This window comes from Kitasatospora sp. NPDC029367, from assembly GCF_055569135.1.
The window spans coordinates 25,955-48,187 of the sequence record NZ_JBVHYH010000013.1; the positions used below are offsets into that span (position 1 = coordinate 25,955).

The following is a 22,233-nucleotide window of genomic DNA, read 5'->3' on the forward strand; positions in this document are numbered from 1 at the left end:
AAGGACGGTCCCATGTCAGTTTCACCCGCCCCCGGCCGCGCCCCGGAGGACGCGGACGACACCGAGGACACCGTGCGCGACCTGCTGGTCGCCGGTGCCGAGAAGCTCGCCGCCGACGACCCGGAACTCCACCGGGTGCTGGCCCGTGAGCAGGCCCGGCAGAACGCCACCCTGTCGCTGGTGGCCTCCTCCAGCGTGGTCGACCCCTCGGTGCTGGCCGCGCAGGCCTCGACCGCGGTCAACGTGACCGCGGAGGGCTACCCGGGCCGCCGCTACCACGCCGGCTGCGGGGTCATCGACGACATCGAGAGCCTGGCGATCGAGCGCGCCAAGAGCGTCTTCGGCGCCCGCTACGCCAACGTCCAGGCGCACTCGGCGACCACCGCCAACTACGCGGTGCTGTCCGCCCTGCTGAACCCCGGGGACACCCTGCTGGGGATGAACCTGGCCGAGGGCGGCCACCTCACCCACGGCAGCCCGGCCGCGTACGCCGGGCAGTACTTCGACGCCGTCGGGTACGGGCTGGACGCGGCCGGGATGATCGACTACGGCCAGGTGGCCGAGCTGGCCCGGGAGCACCGGCCCCGGGTGATCATCTGCGGGGCCACCGCCTACAGCCGGATCGTCGACTTCGCCCGCTTCCGGGCGATCGCCGACGAGGTCGGCGCCTACCTGATGGCCGACATCTCGCACGTCGCCGGACTGGTCGCGACCGGCCTGCACCCCAGCCCGGTCGACCACGCCCACATCACCACCGCCTGCACCCACAAGCAGCTGTTCGGCCCGCGCGGCGGCCTGATCCTGGTCGGCCGGGACCACGACGCCCCGGCGCCCAAGGGCAACGGCGACCTCGCGTCCTTCCTGCAGCGCGCGATCTTCCCGTACTACCAGGGCGCCCCCGCGCTCAACAGCATCGCGGCCAAGGCCCGCGCGCTGGCGATCGTGGCCACCCCGGCCTTCGCGGCCACCACCGAGCGGATCGTCTCCTTCTCCCGCGGCATGGCGGCCGAACTCGGCCGGCGCGGCTACCCGATCGTCTCCGGCGGGACGGACAACCACACCGTCCTGGTCGACCTGCGCCCCCGGGGCCTCAGCGGTCTGGTGGCCGAGGAGGCGCTGGAGGAGTGCGGGATGGTGGTCAACAAGAACCGGGTGCCCGGCGACACCACCCCGCCGCTGGTCGGCGGCGGGGTGCGGCTGGGCTCCAACAGCGCCGCGCACCGCGGGATGTCCGGGGCCGAGGCGGCGCGCTGCGCCGAGCTGATCGACACCGTGCTGTCCGCCGTCACGCCGCTCGGGCCGCGCAGCTACGAACTGCCCGACGACGTCCGCTACTCGGTGGCCTCCCAGGTCGCCGAACTGGCCGCCAAGTTCCCCCTGCCCGGCTACGCCGTCGGCTAGGGTCCCCGCCCCTCCGGAAGGAAGACACAGTGAGCGAGCCCGACGACGACCGCCGGCACCTGGTGGTCCTCAACGACGAGGAGCAGTACTCCGTCTGGCCGGCCGACCGGGACGTCCCGGCCGGCTGGCGGGCGGAGGGCTTCGAGGGGACCCGCCAGGAGTGCCTGGAGCACGTCGCCCAGGTGTGGACCGACATGCGCCCGCTCAGCCTGCGGCGGGCCATGGAGGGCAGCCAGGGCTGACCGGCCCGGCCGGGAACGCCGGAGGCCCGGGGCGGTGGTTCAACCACCCCGGGCCTCCGGCGTTCCCGCGCCCTGGCGGGTCAGCGCTCGTCGGCGCCCAGCCGCAGCGCCCGCATGGTGTCGGCCACCTCGCGGTGCAGCCCGGAGTCGCTGCCGGCGAAGCGGTCGAGCACCCGCTGCTGGACCTCCGGGTCCTTCTCCTGGCTCAGCTTGAACATCACCTCGACCTTGGTCACGGTGAAGTGGATGCCGCCGACCGCGCCGACGATCTGCCGGTGGTACTCCAGCGAGGGGGCGAGCGGCATGCCGTCCCCGAACCGGTCCTCCAGCGTCTGGGCGGTGGTGTGGACGATCGTCAGGGTCTCGTCGTCCTGGGCCAGTTCGACCGTGCCCTCCAGGTGGACGGCCACGTAGTTCCAGGTCGGCGCGACCATCGGGGCCGAGTAGAGGGTCGGGGTGACGTAGCCGTTGGGCCCGTGGAAGACGAGCTTCGCCGGGCCGCCGCCGTCGGCGACGAGCTGCAGCCAGTGCGGGTTCACCCGGGTCATGTGGGTCCACAGGCGCATGCCCTGCAGCGGGGCGCCCGGGGCGGTGTCGGGCGGCACGATCACCGGCACGTGGGTGGCGTTGGGCGTCGGGTTCCCGTTGCCGGTCAGCACGGCGAGCGGGTGCCGCTCGATGACCCGCAGCGGCCAGTCGTCCCCGTCCACCTGGTAGAGCTTCGGCGTGAACACTCGTACTCCTCGGTCTCAGTGTTGCGGCGCTGCCCGGTCCGTCCCGGCCGGCCCAGCCGTTCGGTGCGCGGGTCAGCCGTTCGTCCGCGGGTCAGCCGGACAGTGCCTTGACGAGCATGTCGCCGATCTCCCCGGCGCGGACGGCGGACAGGGACAGCAGGGTCTCGGAGAGCCCGTGGCTGTGCTCGCCGAAGCCCTGGACGTAGATCCCGCACCGCACGCTCTCGTCGGTCACCACCCGGTGCTCCCGGTCGAGCCGCAGTCGGCCCTGGTCGTCCAGCCCGCAGTGCGGCAGCAGGCCGTCCAGGAAGACCGCCGGGTCGGTGCGGGTGTAGCCGGTGGCGCACACCAGCGCCTCGGCCTCGATGATGGTGCTGGTGCCGGAGGACAGCGATTCCACGTCGATCCGCAGGCCGTCCGGAGTTTCCGTCACTTCGCGTACCCGGGAGACGTTGTGGAAATTCAGCCGGGGATTTCCGGCCACCTTTTCCAGGTACGCCTGCTGGAACAGCGACCGCAGCAGATCGGCGTCCACCACCGAGTAGTTGGTGCCGGCGTGATAATCGATGAGGCGCTGCCGGACGTCGTCCGGGGCGGTGTGGAAACGGTCCACCGCCTCGGGGTTGAACACCTGGTTGGCGAACGGGCTGTCGTCGGCGACGCTGAACCCGTACCGGGAGTGCACCGAGTGCACCTGCGCCCGCGGGAAGCGCGCGTGCAGGTGCTCGATCGCCTCCGCCGCGCTCTGGCCCGAGCCCAGCACCACGAAGCAGCGCGGGTCCTGCGGTGCGATCCGCTCCACCTCCGGCAGGAACCGGGAGGTGTGCCAGATCCGCGGGGAGTGCGGCAGGTCGGCGGGCAGCTTGGGCTCGATCCCGGCGGCGATCACCAGGTTGCGGGCGCGCTGCACCTGCCGGGTGCCGTCGGCCGCGACGAAGACCACGTCCAGGAACTCGACGCCCTGCTCGCCGGCGACCGGCTGGACCGCCACCACCCGCGAACCGTAGGAGACGAGGTCCGCGAAGCTCTCCGCGACCCACTCCAGGTAGTCGTGGAACTCCACCCGCAGCGGGTAGAAGGACTTGGTGTTGATGAAGTCCGCCAGCCGGTCCTTGGCCTGCAGGTAGCACAGGAACGAGTACGGACTGGTCGGATTGCGCATGGTCACGAGGTCCTTGAGGTACGAGACCTGCATGGTGGCGCCCTCGATCAGCATGCCCCGGTGCCAGCCGAAGCGCGGCTGCGCCTCGAAGAAGCGCGCGCTGACCGGGGCCCCGTCGGCGATCTCCGAAATGGCGGCCGCGAGGGCCAGATTCGAGGGGCCGAAGCCGATTCCGGCCACGTCGACGATGTCGGTTCCGGCGACCACGCCGGAACGTTGCCGCTCACCCACGGACTTCCCTGCTCTCTCCCTTTTGGGGATGGCCTGTCTGGGTCGACGTCGAGTCCGGTCGACCGATGACGGTGCTCAGGGCAGCACGCTGCCGCGACTCCTGATCACTCCATGACAGTAGGAGCTGGCCCGTGTGCTGTGCAAGCAAAAGGGGAAAATCCCGATCACCCGTGGTGAGTTGGCGTTGCGGGGACGGAGAGATCCGGTCCGCTCTTGACGGCGCATCGTCACGCTGAATAGCATCCGAAGCGTTCGAGGTGGGGGCATAGCCGTACCCCAAGTCCACGACTCGACAAAAGAGTTCGTCACTCGCTATCCGAACTCCATTCACTGACTTCTCGTCAAGAACTGACAGGGCAAGGGTTTCGCGCGAAGGGATCCGCGACCGCACCATGTTGGAATCACCGAGCACGACCGAGTCAGTTCCCCGGCAGGGGTGGACCCTTGCGAGCCGCTTCGCCGCCGTCGCGGCCGCCGCGCCGACCGCCACCGCGGTCCGCGGCGAGACCGGCGACCTCGACTACGGCGCCCTCGACGCCGCCGCCGGCGCCCTCGCCGCCCGGCTGCGCGGCCGGGGCGTGCGCCGCGGCGACCGGGTCGGCGTCCTGCTGGAGCGCTCGCCCGGGCTGGTCATCGCCCTGCTCGGCATCCTCAAGGCGGGCGCCGCCTACGTCGCCGTCGACCCGGGGGACCCACCCGCCCGGCTGCACACCATCCTGGGCGACGCCGAGGTGTCGCTGGTGGTCACCGACGAGCTCCGACGGGCGAAGCTCGACGGCGCGTTCGAGCACCTCGACGTGGCCGACGGCCCCGCCGCCGGGGAGGCCCCCGCCGCACCGGGCGGCCAGGCTGCCGAGGACCTGACCCCCGCGGACCTGACCCCCGAGGACCTCGCCTACGTCGCCTACACCTCCGGCTCCACCGGCCGCCCCAAGGGCGTCTGCGTGCCACACCGCGCCGTGCTGCGCCTGGTGCTGGACGCCGGCTACCTCGACGCCCGGCCCGACGACGTCTTCCTCCAGCTCGCCCCGGTCGCCTTCGATGCCTCCACTCTGGAGATCTGGGGCCCGCTGCTGAACGGCGGCTGCCTGGCGCTCGCCCCGGCCGGCCGGCTCGGACCGGCGGAGGTGGTCAAGGCCGCCCGGGACACCGGCACCACCGTGCTGTTCCTCACCACCGCCCTGTTCCACCAGGCGGTCGAGGCGGGCCTGACCGACCTGCCCGCCCTGCGCCGGCTGTTCACCGGCGGCGAGGTGCTCTCCGCCGAACACGTCGACCGGGCCGTCGCCGCCCTGCCCGACACCCTCGTCTCGGCCGCCTACGGCCCCACCGAGAACACCACCTTCACCAGCACCCACCCCGTCCGCGAACCGCTCGGCGACCGCGGCGTCCCGATCGGCGGACCGATCGACGGCACCGGCATGGTCGTCCTCGACGAGCGGCTGGACCCGGTGCCCGACGGCACCGTCGGCCGGCTCTTCGTCAACGGCACCGGCCTCGCCCACGGCTACCTCGGACTGCCCGGCCTCACCGCCGACCGCTTCCTCCCCGACCCGTACGCGACCGTCCCCGGCGCCCGGATGTACGACACCGGCGACCTCGCCCGGCGCGGCCCCGACGGCGCCTACGAGTTCGCCGGGCGGGCCGACGGCCAGCTCAAGGTCAACGGCGTCCGGATCGAGTCCGACGACATCGAGGCCCGGCTGCGCCGCCACCCCGACGTCCAGGACGCCGCCGTCGTCCTCCAGGACCACGGCCCCGGCGACCGCCGGCTGGTCGGCTTCTACAGCGGTCCCTACGCCGTCTCCTCGGTGGAACTGCGCCGCGCCCTGGCCGAGGAGCTCCCGGCCGGCATGATCCCCACCGCCCTGGTCTGGGTGGACCGGCTGCCGCTCAAGCCCAACGGCAAGGTCGACCGGGACGCCCTGGCCGCCCGGCGCGGCCGGACCCGCCCGGACGGCGAGGTGCCCTACCGGGCGCCCGCCGACCCGGTCGAGCACCGCCTCACCGTGCTCTGGCAGGAGGTCCTCGACGTCGAACCGGTCGGCGTCGACGACGACTTCTTCGACCTCGGCGGGCACTCGCTGACCGCCAGCCGGATCACCCGGGAGATCACCGCCGAGTTCGAGGCGGTGATCCGGGCCCGGGCCTTCTACCTCAACCCCACCGTGGCCGGACTGGCGGAGCACATCAGGACCCAGCGGCCGGAACTCGCCTCCGATGCCCGGCTCGTTCCGGCCGCTGAACAGCCCGCCGGCCCGACCGCCGCCGCCGCGCAGTCGCCGTCCGCCGCCGCGCAGGGCCCGACCGGGGCCACCCGGTGAGGATCACCGGCCCCGGCGACGACGGGCGGCAGGACGGGGCGCCGGACCCGGAACTCGTCGACCTGAGCGACCCGCACTTCTACGCCACCGGCGACCCGCACGCGGTCTGGCGCCACTACCGCCACAAGGCCCCGGTCACCCGGCTCACCGTCCCGAGCGGCCGCAGCTACGTCTCCGTCACCACCCACGCCGAGACCAGCACCGTGCTGCGCGACCACGCGCTCTACACCTCGCGGCGCGGCAACATGCTCTCCGTCCTCGGCGAGCAGGACCCGGCCGCCGACCGGATGATGGTCGCCAGCGACCCGCCGATCCACGGCTACCTGCGCCGCCCCGTCGCCCAGGCGCTCTCCGCCCGCGAACTCGCCGCCCGCCGCCCGGCCATCCGCCGGATGGCCCGGCTGCTGCTGGCACCGCTGGCGAGCGGCGAACCCTGGGACCTGGCGGCCGCGATGACCGCCTTCCCGATGATGTTCACCGGCGCCCTGATGGGCCTGCCCGAGGCGGACTGGCCCGAACTGACCAGGCTCACCACCGTCGCGATCGCCCCCGCCGACCCGTCCTCCCGGGACGACTCCGGCGGCCACCAGCTGGTCTCCGCCCACCACGAACTCTTCGACTACTTCGCCGAGGTGGCCGCCGACCGCACCCCGCGCGCGGACCTGGTCGGACTGCTCCAGCAGCTCACCGTCGGCGACCGCACGATCCGGCTCGACGAGGTCATCTACAACTGCTACAACGTGCTGCTCGGCGCCAACGTCACCGCGCCGCACGTCATCGCGACCACCGTCAACGCCCTGCTGGAGCACCCGGACCAGTACCGGCGGCTGCTCGACGGCGGGGCCGGCGTCGCCTCCGCCGTCGAGGAGGGCCTGCGCTGGGCCTCCCCGGCCACCCACGCCATGCGCTACGCCACCGAGGACACCGTGCTCGGCGGCGTACCGGTGCGGGAGGGCGAGGCCGTGGTCGCCTGGCTGGGCTCGGCCAACCGCGACGAGACGGTCTTCGACGACCCGTACCGCTTCGACCTGGCCCGCACCCCCAACCGGCACCTCGCCTTCGGCTTCGGCCCGCACTACTGCGTCGGCGCCCCGCTGGCCCGGATCGCCCTCGGCGAGTTCTTCACCGAGGTCACCGAACTGGTCGAGCGCTTCGAACCGGCCGGCCCGGTCGAGCACCTGGCCTCCAACTTCATCGCCGGGATCAAGCACCTCCCGGTGACCGCCAGGCTGCGCCCCGGCGCCGCCCGGCAGCTCGCCGAGCCCGTCCCGGCGAGCTGATCCACCCCGCACCGTGCCGGAACGAGAGGACCTTCCCGCCGTGATCGAGATGCGCAGTGACACCTTCACACTGCCGACGCCCGAGATGCTCACCGCGATGACCGAGGCGGAGCTCGGCGACGACGTCTACGGCGAGGACCCGACGGTCAACGAGCTCGAACGCCGTACCGCCGAACTGACCGGCAAGGAGGCCGCCTGCTTCTTCCCGAGCGGCACCATGGCCAACCTCGCCTCGATCATGGCCCACGCCCCGCGCGGCACCAAGGCCGTGGTCGGCGCCGAGAGCGACATCTGGCTGTACGAGGCGGGCGGCGCCGCGGTCTGCGGCGGGGTCGTCTACGAGCCGGTGCCCAACCAGGCCGACGGCACCATCGCGCTGGCCGACCTGGCCGCCGCCTTCCCGAAGGACCCGGACGACCCGCAGTTCGCGCTGCCCTCGCTGATCTGCCTGGAGAACACCCACAACCGCTGCGGCGGCGTGGTGCTGCCGCTCGACTACCTGGCCGAGGTGCGCCGCTTCGCGGACGAGCGCGGCGTCGCCGTGCACCTGGACGGCGCCCGGGTGGTCAACGCGGCGATCGCCGCCGGGGTGGAGGTCGCGGACATCACCGCGCACGTCGACTCGGTGCAGTTCTGCCTCTCCAAGGGCCTGGGCGCGCCGGTCGGTTCGATGGTGGCCGGGAGCGCGGAGTTCGTGGCCAAGGTCCGCCGGCTGCGCAAGATGCTCGGCGGCGGGATGCGCCAGGTCGGGCTGCTGGCGGCCGCCGCGCTGGTGGCGCTGGACACCCGGGGCCGGCTGGCCGAGGACCACGCCAACGCCCGGCGGCTGGCCGAGGGCCTGGCGCTGCTGCCCGGCGTGGAGCTGGACGTCGACACCGTCGAGACCAACATCGTGATCTTCAAGGTCACCGACGAGCGCTTCGACTGGCGCAGCTTCGTCACCTCGGTGGCCCGGCACGGCCTGGCGGTCACCGAGTTCGGCCACGGCCGGATCCGCGCGGTCGTCCACAACGGGGTGAGCGCCGAGGACGTCACGGCCGCCGTCGCCATCGTGGCCCGGGTCCTCAAGGAGGGCCCGACCGCGGACTGAGGGCCCGACCGGGGGCTGAGAGCCCGGCCCGCCCGGCCCCGCGCACCCGCGGGGCCGGCGCGCCGCCGCCGGTCAGGCCGTCCGCAGCACCTGGGCCACGAACGCGTCCAGGTTGGCGACCGTGCGCGCGACCTGCTCCTCCAGCGTCAGCGACTCCTCGGGCCGGCTCACCGAGGCCGAGCGGCGCTTGCCCCGCACGTACAGCGAACAGCCCAGGTCCGCGCAGATGTAGGTGCCGACGGTGTTCCCCTCGCGTCCGGCGGCGCCGGCCCGCCGGGCGGAGAGCAGGGCCACCCCGCTCCCGCCGTGGATGGTGATGCAGAGCGAGCACACATTGGTCTTGGTCAGGCTGCGCCGGACGTTCGGCGCGCGGAGCGTGACCCCCACCAGCCCCTCGCCCCGGAGGGCGACCAGATAGCCGCGGTCGGGTGCGCCCGGATCCCGCCAGCCGAGGAAGTCCAGGTCGTCCCAGGGGAGTTCGGCCAGGTTGCGGGGAATGCTGAGCCTGCGCGCCTCTCCCTTCGAACAGTTGACGAAGGATTCACGAATTTCGTTCTCGGCAAGTGGACGCATTCATCAGAGCCTAGTTGACTGCCGGGCGGGTGACCCCCGTCCTCCCCGAAATCCACCAACGCAGAGGAGACCCCTGTGTCCATCGGCGGTACTCAGCCCGAACCGATACGGCCGACGGCCCGAACGGCCGCTCCGCGCCGGCTTCTGATGTGCCGGCCGCAGCATTTCGACGTGACGTATTCCATCAACCCGTGGATGCATCCGGAGAAGCCGGTCGACCGCGAGCTGGCGCTGCTGCAGTGGGAGCGGCTGCGCGAGGTGTACCTCTCGCTCGGCCACACCGTCGAGGTGATCGACCCGGTGCCCGGCCTGCCCGACATGGTGTTCGCCGCCAACGGTGCGACGGTGGTGGACGGCAAGGTCCTCGGGGCCCGGTTCCGGCACCTCGAGCGCACCGCCGAGGGGCCGGCCTACCTCGCCTGGTTCGTCCGGCAGGGCTTCCGGGACGTGCTCTGGCCCGAGTTCATCAACGAGGGCGAGGGCGACTACCTCCCGGTCGGGCGCCGCATCCTGGCCGGTACCGGCTTCCGCACCGACCAGCGCTCGCACTACGAGGCGCAGGAGTTCTTCGGCCTGCCGGTCACCTCGCTGACCCTGGTCAACCCCGAGCACTACCACCTGGACACCGCGCTCGGGGTGCTCTCCGACACCGAGGTGATGTACTTCCCGGAGGCCTTCACCCCGGGCAGCCGCTCCGTGCTGGAGGAGCTCTTCCCGGACGCGCTCCGCGCCTGCGCCCAGGACGCCGCGGTGTTCGGCCTCAACGCCTTCTCGGACGGGCGCAACGTGGTGCTGCCGCAGGCCGCGACGGGCCTGATCGAGCAGTTGCGGGAGCGGGGCTTCAACCCGATCGGCGTGGACACCACCGAACTCCTCAAGGCCGGCGGCGCGGTCAAGTGCTGCACCCTCGAACTGCGGCCCTGACGCCACGCAGCCGGCCGCGGCCCCGCACCCCTCGCCGGAACTCCGGGGAGGGGTGCGGGGCCGACGGCTCTTCGGCGCGCGGGCTCAGTGCTCGTGCAGCGCCCACTTGCTGCTGTCGACCCGGGCCGTGCCGGGCAGTGCGATCAGCTCGGGCTTGAACAGCGGCGGCGCGCCCATCGCGGGCTCCCAGGTCGCCAGCGACTCGTCCTGGGGGACCTCGATCCGCCGGTCGGCGGCCAGGTCGGAGACCACCTTGAGCAGCAGCCGCACCCCGAGCGGTGCCAGGTGGTCGCGCCACAGGCTCTGCGCGGTCGAGCCCGGCGGCACGAACAGGTGCTGCTGGGCGGCGATCGGACCGGCGTCGGTGCGCTCGGTCAGGTGGTAGACGCTCCCGCCGGTGACCTTGTCGCCGTCCCGGATGGTCCACCGGATCGCGTCCCGGCCGCGGTGCAGCGGCAGCAGGCTGGGGTGGTAGCCGATGGTGGCGACGGCGGCCCGGGCGCGGGTCTCCCGGCCGAGGAAGGCGTGCGAGTGTGCGGCGAGGATGACGTCCACCCCGTCGGGGACGTGCCGCGCCCGCAGTTCGGCGGAGTCCGTCCAGGGGATGTCCCTGGGGAACGCCCAGGACCGCAGGCGGTCCCAGCACATCGCGTCGGCCTCGTCGGACTTCCCCTTGCGCAGCCGGGGCGCGGCCGCGCCGACGATCTTGTGTCCGCTGTCCAGCAGGGCCTCCGCGACCTGCACCGCGAACGCCCCTTGTCCCGATAGGTAGATGTTCATCCGTCCTCCTGCGCTCACTGGTCGGGTCTCGGTGTCGGCGTCGGCGCGTCAGTCGGCCCCTTCCAGCCCGGCGCGGTCCGGGTCGAAGCGCACCGGCAGGGTGGCGAACCCGGTCAGGAAGTTGGAGCGGATCGGCCGCGGCTCGGCGGTCTGCTCGAACCCGGTGGTGAAGTCCCTTAGCGCACTGAGCAGTTCGGCGATCTCCACCTTGGCCAGGTAGGAGCCCACGCAGAAGTGCGGGCCGTACCCGAAGGCCAGGTGCTTGTTGGGGGTGCGGCCGAGGTCGAAGAGCTCGGGCCGGTCGAAGACCCGCTCGTCCCGGTTGCCGGAGGCGTGCCAGAGCGTGACGATCTCGCCGGGCCGCAGCCGTACGCCGTGCATCTCGGTCTCCCGGACGACGCTGCGCCCGAAGTGCATGGTGGGCGAGGCCCAGCGCAGCACCTCGTCCACGGCCGTGCCGAGCTCGACCTCGCCCCGCTTGAGCCGCTGCCACTGGTCGGGCCGGGCCGCCAGGGTGCGGACGCAGTCGATCATCGTCAGCCGGCTGGTCTCGTCGCCGCCGATGATCAGGCTGTAGCAGTTGAGCACCACGTCCTCGTCGGTCAGCGGCACGCCGTCGACGGAGCTGGCGATCAGCATGCTGATCACGTCCTCGCCGGGTGCCTCGCGGCGCTCCTCGACGACGTCCATGAAGTACATCAGGATCTCGTTGCGGGCCATCTCGGAGTCGACCTCGTCGACGTCCTCGTCGTCCGCCGAGAGCGCCGCCCGGGTCAGGCCGAGCAGGTATTCGTGGTCCTGCTCGGGCACGCCGAGCAGGTTGCAGATGGTGGTCATCGGGATCCGGGCGGCGATCCGCTCGGCGAAGTCGCAGCCGCCGGACTCGACCGCCTCGCGGATCCACCGCCTTGTGTTGGCCCGTACGGTGGTGGCCACCTCGTCCAGCACCCGTGGGGAGAGCACCCGTTGGAGGATCTTGCGCAGCTCGTGGTGGCGGTGCCCGTCGGTGACGGCCAGCATCCGGCCGGCCCCGGCGTCGCCGCCCTCCAGCAGGGTGACCAGGACGTTGCCGCGCTCGGAGGTGAAGTGGGTGTCGTCCCGGTAGGTGGCCAGGATGTCCTCGTGCCGGGAGAGCACCCAGAACCCGCGGCGGCCGTCGACCGGGGGGTTCCAGCGCAACGGCGCCTCGTCCCGCAGGGTGCGCCAGTACCCGTCGAGGTCGAGGTCGGGGTCGGCGAAGGTGGCCGGGTTGCCCAGGTCCACGGCGGCCGGTGCGGGGGCCGGTGTCGGTGCCGGGCTCGGGGCCGGGGCCGGCGTGCGCACGGTCACCAGTCCGTGCGCCAGAACCGGCGCGGCTGGAACGGGTAGGTGGGCAGCGGCACCCGGTGGCTGGCCTCGCCGCGGTGCAGGGCGGCGAAGTCCACCTGCCGGCCGCCCACCCAGGCGGCGGCCAGCTCGGCCAGCGCCCCGGCGTCCCGGCCGGAGGGCACGATGCCGTCGTCGGTGCGGGCGAAGGCGTCGGGGTCGGGCGCCGGGACGGCGGCGGCAGCGGTGGCCGTCGAGGTGACGACGCCGCCCGTGGGCTCCCCGGCGAGCGCCGCGATCAGCTCCTCCCGGCTGCGCACCACGGCCGCCCACCGGCGGGGCAGCACCTTGCGGCCGAGGTTGAGGCTGTAGCAGACGTCGTCCAGCCGCAGCCCCGGATCGGCCGCCAGCCGTTCCCGGAGTCGGGCGCGCTGACGGGCCAGCGCCTCGTCGTCCAGGGCGGACAGGGTGGCCAGCCGGGGCCGGCCCGCCTCCTCGGGCTCGCGCCGGGCCGGGGCCGGCGGCTCCTCCAGCAGCAGGTGGGCGTTGTAGCCGCCGCCGCCGATCGAGGTGATGCCCGCCCGGCGGATGCCGGACTCCGGCTCCCAGTCCGCCCCTTCGAGCTGGGGCACGAACGGCGTGCCGGGCAGGTCGAGGTCCGGGTTGACCTCGGTCAGGTTGATCGTCGCCGGGAGCTGCTTGTGGTACAGCGCCAGCGCGGCCTTGACCGCGCCGAAGCCGCCGGAGACCACGCCACCGTGGCCCACGTTGCCCTTGACCCCGCCGATCGAGGTGGTCGCGGTCTGCTTGCCGAACGCCATGGTGGCCGCGTGCACTTCGAGCTCGTCGGTCATCGGCAGGCCGAGCCCGTTGGCCTCGTACATGCCCACCGTCTCGGGGGCGACGCCGCCGACCTCCATGGCGCTCGCGATGCAGGCGCTCAGCCGCTCGGGCTGGGCCAGGCCGTAGGCCATCGCGCTGACCCCGTTGTTGTTCACGGCCGAGCCCTTGACCACGGCGTAGACGTGGTCGCGGTCGGCGACGGCGTGCCCCAGCGGCTTGAGCAGCACGGTGACCACGCCGCTGGACAGCGCGGTGCCGGTGCCGTTGGCGTCGAAGGGGCGGCAGTGGCCGTCCCGGGACAGGATCCGGTTCTCCTCCCACAGGTGGCCGCGCGGGTGCGGCAGCCGCACCATCGCGCCGCCCGCGACCGCCAGGTCGGTCTGGCCGAGCAGCAGCGACTGACAGGCCAGGTGCACCGCGTAGTGGAAGCCCGCGCAGACCGCGGCGACGGTGACGGCCTCACCGGTGAGCCCCAGGTAGTACAGGGCGTTGGAGGTCATGGTGTCCGGCGACCAGGCCAGGCTGGCCTCGATCGCCTCCGGGCCGACCGACACCCGGTCCGGCGGGGAGCTGTAGAGCGCGGCGGTCTGCGGGTTGTTGGCGCCGTACATCCCGATCTCGGCGTCCAGCCGGTCCGGGTCGTAGCCGCCGTCCTCCAGCGACTCCCAGGCGCTCTCCAGGAACAGCCGGTTCTCCGGGGTCATCGCGGCGGCCATCCGGTCGCTGATGCCGAACACCGAGGGGTCGAACCTGTCGTAGGTGTCCAGCACGCCGCAGGCGCGCACGTAGAACGGGCTGTGGATCAGGGTCTCGTCGACGTGGATGTCGTCCTTGGCCAGGAAGGAGATCGACTCCCGGCCGTGGACGAGGTTGTCCCAGAACTGTTCCTTGGTACGGGCGCCGGGGGCCCGTAACGACATGCCGATGACGGCCACGTCGCCGGGGTCGTAGTCCTGCTCGGGGCGGTCGGTCATGGAAGGCTCCTGCCTCGTGTCGGGTGGGGGAGTGGCTCAGCCGTCGGTTGCCGGGCGGTCGGTGGCCGGGCGGTCGGTGGCCGGGCGGCCGCGCAGGGCCGCGCGGCGGGCGCCGGCCCGGCGGCGGGCCGACTGGACCACCTCGGGGGTGGCGCCCTCCTCCTCGTCGAGCCAGCGGGCGAGCGAGGCGATGTCGCGGAAGCTGAACAGGTCGGGCACCCGGACCCGCCGGTCGAAGCGACGGGTCATCAGCCGGGCCAGCCGGATCAGCAGCAGCGAGTCGCCGCCGAGGTCGTAGAAGGCGGCCTGGACGTCGATGCCGGAGGGTTCGAGGTCGAGCAGCTGCCCCCAGATCTCGGACACGGCGATCTCGGTGGGCGTGCTCGGCGCGGTCGTCGGCCCGCCGGTGCCGGCGGCCGGCGGCTCGGGGAGCGCGGCGCGGTCCAGCTTGCCGCCCGGCCCGAGCGGCAGGGCGGGCAGCACCACCAGGGTGGCGGGCACCAGGTAGTCGGGCAGCTCGGCGGCCAGCCGGGCGGTGACGGCGCCCTGGAGCGCCGGGTCCAGCCGGGGCCCGTCCGGGGCGGGGCCGTCGCCCGTGGGCACCACGTAGCCGACCAGCCGGTTGCCGTGGACGGCGGCGGCCGCCTCCCGGACCTCGGGGCAGCCGGTCAGCCGGGCCTCGACCTCCTCCAGCTCGATCCGGTAGCCGCGCAGCTTGACCTGGTGGTCGGTGCGGCCGAGGAAGCGCAGCTCGCCGCCCTCGGTGAACTCGACCAGGTCGCCGGTGCGGTACATCCGCCCGCCCGGGTGGAACGGGTCGGGCAGGAAGCGCTCGGCGGTGATCTCCGGCCGGTTGACGTAGCCGTGCGCGACCCCGGCGCCGCCGAGGTACAGCTCGCCGGGGGTACCGGTCGGGACCGGCCGCCGCTGCTCGTCCAGCACGTACACCAGGGCGCCCTCGGTCGGCGGGCCGATCGTCGGCTCCTCGGCCGACTCCTCGGGGACGAGGCCGAAGGAGCAGAACACGGTGCCCTCGGTGGGGCCGTAGGCGTTGAACACCCGGGTGGCGCCGGTCTCCCGGTACGTCCGGTCGACCAGCTTGCGGCGCAGCGCCTCGCCGCCGAACACCACGGTGCGCAGGTTGGGCGGCAGCGCCCCGGCGTCCAGCAGGCCGTTCATCACGGACGGCACGGCGTTGAGGTGGGTGATCCGGTCGGCGTAGCGGCTCTCCGGCAGGTGCACGGCGCTCTCGACCAGCACCACGGCGCCGCCCCGGCACAGCGCGTTGAAGATCTCCATCACGGACATGTCGAAGCAGACCGAGCTGGCCGCCGCGACCCCGCTCAGGTCGCAGCCCTCCAGCACGCGGTCCATCGCGGCGAGCATCGCCACCGCGCCGCCGTGCCGCACCGCCACGCCCTTGGGCCGGCCGGTGGAGCCCGAGGTGTAGATGACGTACGCGGTGTCCCCGGGCACGACCGGGACGGGCTTCGCGCCCGGCTCGGTGCGCACGGCGGTGCCGTCCAGCACCAGGACGGTCGGGCCGGGCGGGCAACTCGCCCGGGAGGCGGGGGTGGTGAGCAGCAGCCGGGTGCCGCTGTCCTGCACCATGAAGCCCAGCCGGTCGGCGGGGTAGTTCGGGTCCAGCGGCAGGTAGCAGGCGCCGCTGCGCAGCGCGGCCAGGATGCCGACCAGCAGTTCGGGGGTGCGTTCGACGCAGATCCCGACCGGGACGCCCGGGCCGGCCCCGGCGGCGGTCAGCCGTTCGGCCAACTCGGCCGAGCGGCGGTCGAGGTCGCCGTAGCTGAGGACGCCGGCCTCGGCGTAGACGGCGATCGCGTCGGGGTTCTTGGCGGCCAGTTCGACGAAGGCGGAGTGCAGGGTCTCGGTCACCGGTCCGTCTCCTCGGGCAGGCCGGCCGGGGCGACGGCGCCGAGGGCGAGGTCGGGCCGGGCGATCGAGTCGAAGAGCACGGTGCGGTACAGCGCGAGCAGTGCGGTCACGGTGTGCCTTTCCAGGTAGCTCGGTTTGAACTGGACGTGGCCGGCCACTTCGCCGTCGATGTCGGCCATCGAGATCTCCAGGTCGAACTTGGCGAGGTGCCGGCGGACCTGGAGCGGTTCGAGCGGCAGGGCGCCGTCCGGGGTGAGGGTGGAGCCGACGCCGTGGAAGAGCTTGACGGAGCGGGGGAAGGCGTCCGAGGACAGCCAGTTGACCACCACGTCGAACCACGGGGAGCGGCCCTCGGCGCGCGGCGGCCGGAGCCGGGAGGCCAGCAGGTCGAGGGGGTAGTTCATGTGCTCCAGCAGGCCGAGCGAGAAGTCGTGCACCTCGCGCAGCAACTCGCGGAAGCTGCGGTCGGCGGCCGGGTTGGCCCGCACCAGCACGGTGTTGAGGTAGTAGCCGACGGCGGACTCCCAGCCGGGCTCGGCCCGTTGGGCGATCGCGGTGGCCAGCACCGCGTCCTCGGTGCCGACCGCGCGGTTGAGCGTGGCGAAGAACCCGGCCAGCACCACGGTGCTGATCGACACGCCCTCGCGCAGCGCGAACTCCCGCAGCAGCCGGCTCTCCTCGGCGCTCCAGCGGAACGCCAGGTCGCGGCCCTCGTAGGTGACGCCCGGCGGCCGCTCCTTGGCGGACAGGTCGAGGTGGGCGGGCGGGTCGGCCAGCTTCGCCGACCACCAGTCCAGCGCCGCCCCGGCGGCCGGCCCGGCCAGCCACTGCCGCTCCCACTCGACGAACTCGGTGTACGAGGCGGCCGGTGCGTCGGCGGCCGGGTCGGCGCCCTCGTAGTAGGCCTGGAGTTCGCGGATCATCACATCGGCGGAGGCCGCGTCCGAGGCGATGTGGTGGACCAGCACCAGCAGGTAGTGGTCGGCCGGGCCCCGGTTCAGCAGGACGACGCGCACCAGCGGCCCGTTGTCGAGGTCGAGCGGCCGGTGCCCCTGCCGGGCCAGCTCCTCGCGGGCCTGCTCGTCGTCCAGCGCGGAGCCGTCCAGCACCAGGAACTCGTACACCGGTTCGTCCAGGACGACCTGGTACGGCCGCCCGCCCGCCTCGACGAAGAGGGTGCGCAGCGCCGGGTGGCGGGTCATCACGGCCCGGACGGCGCGCTCCAGGGCCTTCTCGTCGACCGCGCGGCGGATCCGGGCGGTCACCATGAAGTTGTAGGGCACGGCGTCCGGCGCGACCATCTGCATGAACCAGAGCGAGGACTGGCCGTGCGAGGCGGGCGCCAGGGCGAGGCCGAGGCCGTCGGCGCGCAGCTGCTCCAGGGCCGGTGCGTCGGTGGCGTCCAGCAGGCCGCGGGCGTCCAGTTCGTCCAGCAGTTCCTCGGCGTCCAGTTCGGAGAGCTCGTAGAGGAAGGCGTGGTCCGGGGCGGCGGGGGCCGGAACGGGGGCCGGTACGGCGGCGGGGGCGGTCACGGGGGCTGGGGTGGTCACGGGGGCGGCCGGGGCCGGCGCGGGTGCACCGCCGTCGGTGAGCCCGACGAAGTGGCCGACCACCTCGGAGATCGGGCGGCCGTCCAGGAACACCACCGGCGACACCCGGTGCCCGAACAGCGCCTGCATCCGGTTGACCAGCCGGATCCCCAGCATCGAGTCGAGGCCGAAGTCGCGCAGACACGCGCCGGTGTCGAGGCCGCTCACCGGCACGCCCAGCGCGTCGGCGAGTTCGTCGAGGACGACCTCCGCCACCGGCCGGGCCGCGGGCTCGGGCGCGGCCTGCACGACGGCCACGGGCAAGGGCGCGGGCGCGGGTGCGGTGGCGACCGGCGGAGCCGCCGGGGAGGAGGCGCGGGCGGGCTGCGGCTCGGTGTCGATCCAGTAGCGCTCCTTCTGCCACTGCACCAGCGGGGTCTCCACCGGCTCGACGTCGTCGTCGAACAGCGGGTCGAAGGTCAGCGGCAGGCCCCGGACGTACAGCGAGGCGGCCGCGCCCAGCAGACAGCGCAGGTCGCTCTCCTCGCGCCGCAGCGAGTTGACCGCGTGCACCCGCGCCCCGCGGGTGAGGGCGATCTCCTCGACGGCGCCGCGCAGCGTCTCGTGCGGGCCGATCTCGACGAAGGTGCCGACACCCCGGTCGACCAGCGCCCCGATGGTCTCGGCGAAGCGGACCTGGTTGCGCAGGTTGTGCACCCAGTAGTCCACGTCGGTGGGCGGGTTGACCGCCTCGGCCAGCGCGGTGGAGTGGAAGTCGATGACAGGCGGCAGCGCGCTGATGCCCTCGATGCCCTCGCGCAGCGGCTGGAGCAGCGGGTCCATGCCGGGGCTGTGCACCGGCCGTTCGACCCGGATCCGGCGCACCGACACCCCCTCCCGCCGCAGGTCGGCCTCCAGGGCGTCGACGGCCTCGGGCGAGCCGGAGACCGCCGCGCTGGTGGGGCTGTTGACCACCGCGACGGCCGCGTGCGCGGCGTACGGGGCGAGCCGGGGCAGCAGCTCCGCCTCCGGCAGGTCGACCGAGATCATCGCGCCCGCGGCCGCCTTGCGCTCCAGCAGGTGCGAGCGGGTGACCACGACCCGGGCGGCGTCCTCCAGCGACAGCGCCCCGGCCACGCAGGCGGCCGCGACCTCGCCCAGGCTGTGCCCGACCACGGCGGTCGGCTCGACGCCGAGCCCGAGCCAGACCTTCGCCAGCGACACCTGGAGGGCGAACAGCACCGGCTGCTGGACGTCCATCTCCTCGTACCGGGCCTGCTCGGCCGGGGCGGCCAGCTGCTCCAGCACCGAGCAGCCGCCGGCCGCGCGCACGGCGGCGTCGCAGGCGGTCATCCAGGCGCGGAACCCGGCGTGGGAGCGCAGCAGTTCACGGCCCATGCCGACCCACTGGGTGCCGCCGCCGGAGAACACCAGCGCCACCCGGCGGTCGACGTTCCCGGAGACGGTACCGGTGACGACCTCCGGGTGGGGGCGGCCGGACGCGACCCGGGCGAGGCCGTCCAGGACGTCCTGCCGGCTGCGGGCGAACAGCGCGACCCGGTGGTTGTGGTGGGTGCGCCGGGCCGCGAGGGTGTACGCGAGGTCGGCGACCCGCAGGCCCGGGTCGCGTTCGACGTGGTTGGACAGTTCGCGGCAGGTGTCGGCCAGCGCGCCCGCCGTCCGGGCCGTGACGGGCACCAGGTGCAGTCGGCCCTCCGGTGCGGGGTCGGCCTGGCCGGGGGCGGTGTGCCGGCCCCGGTCACCGGCCAGGAACGGGTGCGCCGGGACGGGCAGTCCGGCGGCGTACAGCGCGCCGAGCGAGCCGAGCAGGGTGACGGCCTCGTCCTCGCCGCGCCGTAGCGAGGGCAGGGTGGCGGCGGGGAGCAGCTCCGACACCGACTTGAGCAGCAGCGGGTGCGGGCTGAGCTCGATCACCGCGTCGACGTGGTGCTCGCGCAGGCCGGTCAGGGCGTCGACCACCCGGATCTCCCGGCGCAGGTTCTCCGCCCAGTAGTCCGGGCCGAGTTCGGCGCCGTCGACGGCCTCGCCGGTGACCGTGGAGATCATCGGGATCCGGGTGCTCCGGGGGCGGATGCCGTCGAGTTCGACCTTCAACGGAGCCAGCACGTGGTCGACCAGCGGGGAGTGCGGGGCGTGGCCCATCCGCACCCGGTGGTTGGTGACGCCCGCGTCGGTGAGCCGCCGGACCAGGCCGTCGATCTCCTGCGGGGTGCCGGTGACCAGGGTGGAGCGCAGGCCGTTGCGGCCGGACAGGGTGAGCCCGCCGGTCAGGTACGGCTCGACCTCGTCCGCGGCGGTCATCACCACGATGCCCTCGCCCCGCCCGACGGCCAACTGCTGGAGCAGCCGCCCGTGGTGGGCGGCCAGCCGGGAGGCGTCCTCGAAGTCGAGCGCGCCGGCCACATGGGCGGCCGCGAACTCGCCGACGCTCTGCCCGACCACGACGTCCGGCTCCACACCCAGCGCGCGCCAGGTCTCGGCCAGCGCGACCTGGAGGGAGAACAGCAGTGGCTGGAAGACGTCCATGTCGTCCAGGCGGCCGTCCGGGGAGAGCAGCTGCTCGACCAGCGAGAAGCCCAGCAGCTCCCGCATCCGCCGGTCGGAGCGCATCATCGAGCGGCGGAACACGGGCATCCCGGCCAGCAGTTGGCGGCCCATGCCGACCCACTGGGAGCCGTTGCCGGAGAACAGGAACGCCACCCGCGGGCGGCCCCCGGCCGGCTCGCCGACGCTCAGCCCGGGCGCCGACGCACCGGCGCCGAAGGCGTCCAGCTGGGTGCGGAGTTCGGCCAGGTCACGGGCGGCGGCCGCGAGCCGGAACGCCCCCTCGCCGGGTGCGCGGCGGCACAGTTCGCGCAGGTCGGTGGCGTCGCGCACGGCCCGGGCCCGTTCGGCCAGCGCCTCCCGGGAGTCGGCGGCCAGCAGCAGCAGGGAGCCCTCGGGGCGCGGCAGTTCCTCCACGGCGACGTGGCAGATCGCGCCGCCGAAGCCGAAGGAGCTGACCCCGCCCCGGCGGGCGTCGGAGCGCCGCGGCCAGGGCGTCAGCCGGTCCTGGACGGTCAGCTTGTACTCGTCGAAGAGGATCTGCGGGTTCGGCGTGCTGTAGTGCAGGCTCGGCGGCAGCACGCCGTTGCGCATCGACAGCGCCAGCTTGACCAGCCCGACGATGCCCGCGGCCGCCTCCAGGTGGCCGACGTTGGACTTCACGGAGCCCAGCCGCAGCGGCTCGCTGCGGTCACCGCCCAGGACGGCGCCGATCGCGTTGGCCTCGATCGGGTCGCCGAGCGGCGTCGCCGAGCCGTGGCACTCGATGTAGTCCACCAGGTGCGGGTCGATGCCGGCCCGCCGGTACGCGGTACGCAGCATCTTCTCCTGCGCCTGCGGGTTCGGCGCCGTCATCCCGTTGCTCAGGCCGTCGTTGTTGGAGGAGCTGCCCTTGATCAGGCAGTACACCGGCAGGTCGCGCTCCAGGGCCACGCTGAGCGGCGCGAGCACGACGACACCGGCGCCCTCGCCGCGGACGTAGCCGTCGGCCCGGGCGTCGAAGGACTTGCAGCGGCCGTCCGGGGCCAGCGCGCCCATCGCGTCCATCGCGGTGTAGTAGTCGGAGACGAAGCTCAGGTTGATGCCCCCGGCCAGCACCAGGTCGCTCTCGCCGAGCTGGATCGACTGGCAGCCGACGTGCACCGAGACCAGGGAGCCCGCGCAGGCGGCGTCGATGGCCATGCTCGGGCCCTGCAGCCCCAGGACGTAGGAGACCCGGTTGGCGATGATGCCGTCGTGCATGCCGGTCGCCGTGTGCGGGGTGATCTGGGCGTCGGGCCCCCGGTAGTGCGCAAGGGCGGCGTAGTCGCCCCAACAGGAGGCCATGAACACCCCGGTGTCGCTGCCCAGCAGGGTGTGCGGGGCGATGCCCGCGTCCTCCAGCGCCTCCCAGCACAGTTCCAGGACAAGCCGTTGCTGCGGGTCCATCTGGACGGCCTCGCGCGGCGAGATGCCGAAGAACAGCGGGTCGAACCGGTCGATGTCGTCGACGAAGCCGCCCCAGCGGACCGCGTCGTTCATCAGCGCACGGCGCGCGGCCGGGACCGGTCCGACGGCGTCACCGCCCTCCACCAGCAGCCGCCAGAACGCGGACGGGTCCGGGCCGCCGGGGAAGCGGCAGCCGATGCCGACGACCGCGACCGGCTCGTGGGTACGGGTGCCGCGCTCGGCGCCCCGGGCGGGCTGCGCCTCGCGCGGGCCCTCGACCAGGGCCCGGGCCAGCTCGCCGACGGTCGGGTACTGCCAGAGCCAGGTGGCGGGGACGGCCCGCCCGAGGAATTCGGACAGTTCGGCGGCGAGTGCCACCGACCGCGCGGAGTCCAGCCCGTACCGGTGCAGCGGGGCCCGGGGGTCCAGGGTGTTCGCGGACACGTCCAACAGTTCGGATACGCGGGAGAGCAGGAAGTCCGTGACGGCGGACAGGTCCGGCACCGTGCGTTCTTGGGGCATGGCGACTCCCTGGGCAGGGCGGAAGGAAGGGGTGGGGGAAGGGGTGAGGGCGGGACTCAGGACGGCTCGCGACAGCCTGGTTCAGCCGCGTGCGGACGTGCGGATCAGCGGCTCGAATCGCTCGGATCGGCTCGGGTGATCACGCGACAGCGGCCCACTGTGAAGTTCTCGCCGTCGGGGATTCCGCGGCGCTGGTGTCCCGGTCCGCCCTGGATGCGGAGGTCGATCGGAAGGGCCGATCGGAAGGTCGATCGGGTCTGGCGCAACGAGTGTGCGATTTATGCGAATCGATGTGCAGCGGATCACCGGGTAATTACCGACCAGCGGGTATGAGAGTGCCACTTGGCGATTGGTGAGACAAGCGTCGTCTGCGAGCCGGTCCGGGCAGTGGCGGGATCCGATCGCCAAAGTGTCCGATTCGACCTGCTCGGTC

At 73.4% G+C, this 22,233-nt stretch carries 14 protein-coding genes; 6 read left to right on the forward strand and 8 right to left on the reverse strand.

Annotated elements, in window-relative coordinates; genetic code table 11:
• The first annotated feature begins 12 nt into the window (after positions 1 to 12).
• Both ACZ4W5_RS09915 and ACZ4W5_RS09920 read left to right on the forward strand, forming a co-directional pair.
• Positions 13 to 1,401: a serine hydroxymethyltransferase gene (locus ACZ4W5_RS09915; protein WP_360235599.1), complete on the forward strand. Its 1,389-nt coding sequence runs from the start codon at positions 13 to 15 to the stop codon at positions 1,399 to 1,401.
• Between the two features lie 29 nt (positions 1,402 to 1,430).
• Positions 1,431 to 1,643, forward strand: a complete 213-nt coding sequence (locus tag ACZ4W5_RS09920) for an MbtH family protein (protein WP_402477539.1) — start codon at positions 1,431 to 1,433, stop codon at positions 1,641 to 1,643.
• An 80-nt stretch (positions 1,644 to 1,723) separates the two neighbouring features.
• Here ACZ4W5_RS09920 and ACZ4W5_RS09925 read toward each other — a convergent pair whose 3' ends face one another.
• A complete protein-coding gene (locus tag ACZ4W5_RS09925; protein WP_465653797.1) occupies positions 1,724 to 2,377 on the reverse strand; it encodes an FMN-binding negative transcriptional regulator in 654 nt (217 codons plus the stop codon).
• A gap of 91 nt (positions 2,378 to 2,468) precedes the next feature.
• A complete protein-coding gene (locus ACZ4W5_RS09930) occupies positions 2,469 to 3,746 on the reverse strand; it encodes a lysine N(6)-hydroxylase/L-ornithine N(5)-oxygenase family protein (protein ID WP_360236432.1) in 1,278 nt (425 codons plus the stop codon).
• A 416-nt stretch (positions 3,747 to 4,162) separates the two neighbouring features.
• Between ACZ4W5_RS09930 and ACZ4W5_RS09935 the strand changes: the two genes are divergently transcribed.
• Genes ACZ4W5_RS09935 through ACZ4W5_RS09945 form a run of 3 tightly spaced genes read left to right on the forward strand, consistent with a single transcriptional unit; the run spans position 4,163 to position 8,464 of the window.
• Positions 4,163 to 6,094, forward strand: coding sequence for a non-ribosomal peptide synthetase (locus ACZ4W5_RS09935; protein ID WP_465653798.1), 1,932 nt, complete (start codon positions 4,163 to 4,165; stop codon positions 6,092 to 6,094).
• On the forward strand, positions 6,091 to 7,374 hold the full coding sequence (locus ACZ4W5_RS09940) for a cytochrome P450 (protein ID WP_465653799.1): 1,284 nt from the start codon (positions 6,091 to 6,093) through the stop codon (positions 7,372 to 7,374). Before ACZ4W5_RS09935 ends, ACZ4W5_RS09940 begins: the two co-directional genes overlap by 4 nt.
• A gap of 49 nt (positions 7,375 to 7,423) precedes the next feature.
• Positions 7,424 to 8,464 carry a GntG family PLP-dependent aldolase gene (locus tag ACZ4W5_RS09945; protein WP_465653844.1) on the forward strand — a complete coding sequence of 347 codons (1,041 nt, stop codon included), beginning with the start codon at positions 7,424 to 7,426 and terminating at the stop codon, positions 8,462 to 8,464.
• Positions 8,465 to 8,536: 72 nt separating this feature from the next.
• Here the strand turns inward: ACZ4W5_RS09945 and ACZ4W5_RS09950 are convergent, their stop codons facing one another.
• Positions 8,537 to 9,037, reverse strand: coding sequence for an FBP domain-containing protein (locus ACZ4W5_RS09950; RefSeq protein ID WP_350503176.1), 501 nt, complete (start codon positions 9,035 to 9,037; stop codon positions 8,537 to 8,539).
• Positions 9,038 to 9,112: 75 nt separating this feature from the next.
• Here ACZ4W5_RS09950 and ddaH point away from each other — a divergent pair, with 75 nt between their 5' ends.
• Complete coding sequence (gene ddaH, locus ACZ4W5_RS09955) at positions 9,113 to 9,961, forward strand: dimethylargininase (RefSeq protein ID WP_402477525.1); 849 nt, start codon at positions 9,113 to 9,115, stop codon at positions 9,959 to 9,961.
• A gap of 84 nt (positions 9,962 to 10,045) precedes the next feature.
• Here the strand turns inward: ddaH and ACZ4W5_RS09960 are convergent, their stop codons facing one another.
• Genes ACZ4W5_RS09960 through ACZ4W5_RS09980 form a run of 5 tightly spaced genes read right to left on the reverse strand, consistent with a single transcriptional unit; the run spans position 10,046 to position 21,800 of the window.
• A complete protein-coding gene (locus ACZ4W5_RS09960) occupies positions 10,046 to 10,741 on the reverse strand; it encodes a formyltransferase family protein (RefSeq protein WP_465653800.1) in 696 nt (231 codons plus the stop codon).
• A 48-nt stretch (positions 10,742 to 10,789) separates the two neighbouring features.
• Positions 10,790 to 12,064 carry a cytochrome P450 gene (locus tag ACZ4W5_RS09965; protein WP_465653845.1) on the reverse strand — a complete coding sequence of 425 codons (1,275 nt, stop codon included), beginning with the start codon at positions 12,062 to 12,064 and terminating at the stop codon, positions 10,790 to 10,792.
• A 2-nt stretch (positions 12,065 to 12,066) separates the two neighbouring features.
• The gene (locus ACZ4W5_RS09970; protein WP_465653801.1) at positions 12,067 to 13,863 is read right to left on the reverse strand and encodes a beta-ketoacyl synthase N-terminal-like domain-containing protein; all 1,797 of its coding nucleotides are present in this window, start codon (positions 13,861 to 13,863) and stop codon (positions 12,067 to 12,069) included.
• A gap of 36 nt (positions 13,864 to 13,899) precedes the next feature.
• A complete protein-coding gene (locus tag ACZ4W5_RS09975; protein ID WP_465653802.1) occupies positions 13,900 to 15,756 on the reverse strand; it encodes a non-ribosomal peptide synthetase in 1,857 nt (618 codons plus the stop codon).
• Positions 15,753 to 21,800 carry an acyltransferase domain-containing protein gene (locus ACZ4W5_RS09980; RefSeq protein WP_465653803.1) on the reverse strand — a complete coding sequence of 2,016 codons (6,048 nt, stop codon included), beginning with the start codon at positions 21,798 to 21,800 and terminating at the stop codon, positions 15,753 to 15,755. The genes ACZ4W5_RS09975 and ACZ4W5_RS09980 overlap by 4 nt, the downstream gene beginning before the upstream one ends.
• Positions 21,801 to 22,233 lie beyond the last annotated feature (433 nt).

Bases quoted from the DNA above. Each gene is read 5' to 3' on its own strand.
- ACZ4W5_RS09950 (WP_350503176.1), bottom strand. From the start codon at position 9,037: ATGCGTCCACTTGCCGAGAACGAAATTCGTGAATCCTTCGTCAACTGT.
- ACZ4W5_RS09915 (WP_360235599.1), top strand. From the start codon at position 13: ATGTCAGTTTCACCCGCCCCCGGCCGCGCCCCGGAGGACGCGGACGAC.
- ACZ4W5_RS09960 (WP_465653800.1), bottom strand. From the start codon at position 10,741: ATGAACATCTACCTATCGGGACAAGGGGCGTTCGCGGTGCAGGTCGCG.
- ACZ4W5_RS09945 (WP_465653844.1), top strand. From the start codon at position 7,424: ATGCGCAGTGACACCTTCACACTGCCGACGCCCGAGATGCTCACCGCG.
- ACZ4W5_RS09935 (WP_465653798.1), top strand. From the start codon at position 4,163: ATGTTGGAATCACCGAGCACGACCGAGTCAGTTCCCCGGCAGGGGTGG.
- ACZ4W5_RS09980 (WP_465653803.1), bottom strand. From the start codon at position 21,800: ATGCCCCAAGAACGCACGGTGCCGGACCTGTCCGCCGTCACGGACTTC.
- ACZ4W5_RS09970 (WP_465653801.1), bottom strand. From the start codon at position 13,863: ATGACCGACCGCCCCGAGCAGGACTACGACCCCGGCGACGTGGCCGTC.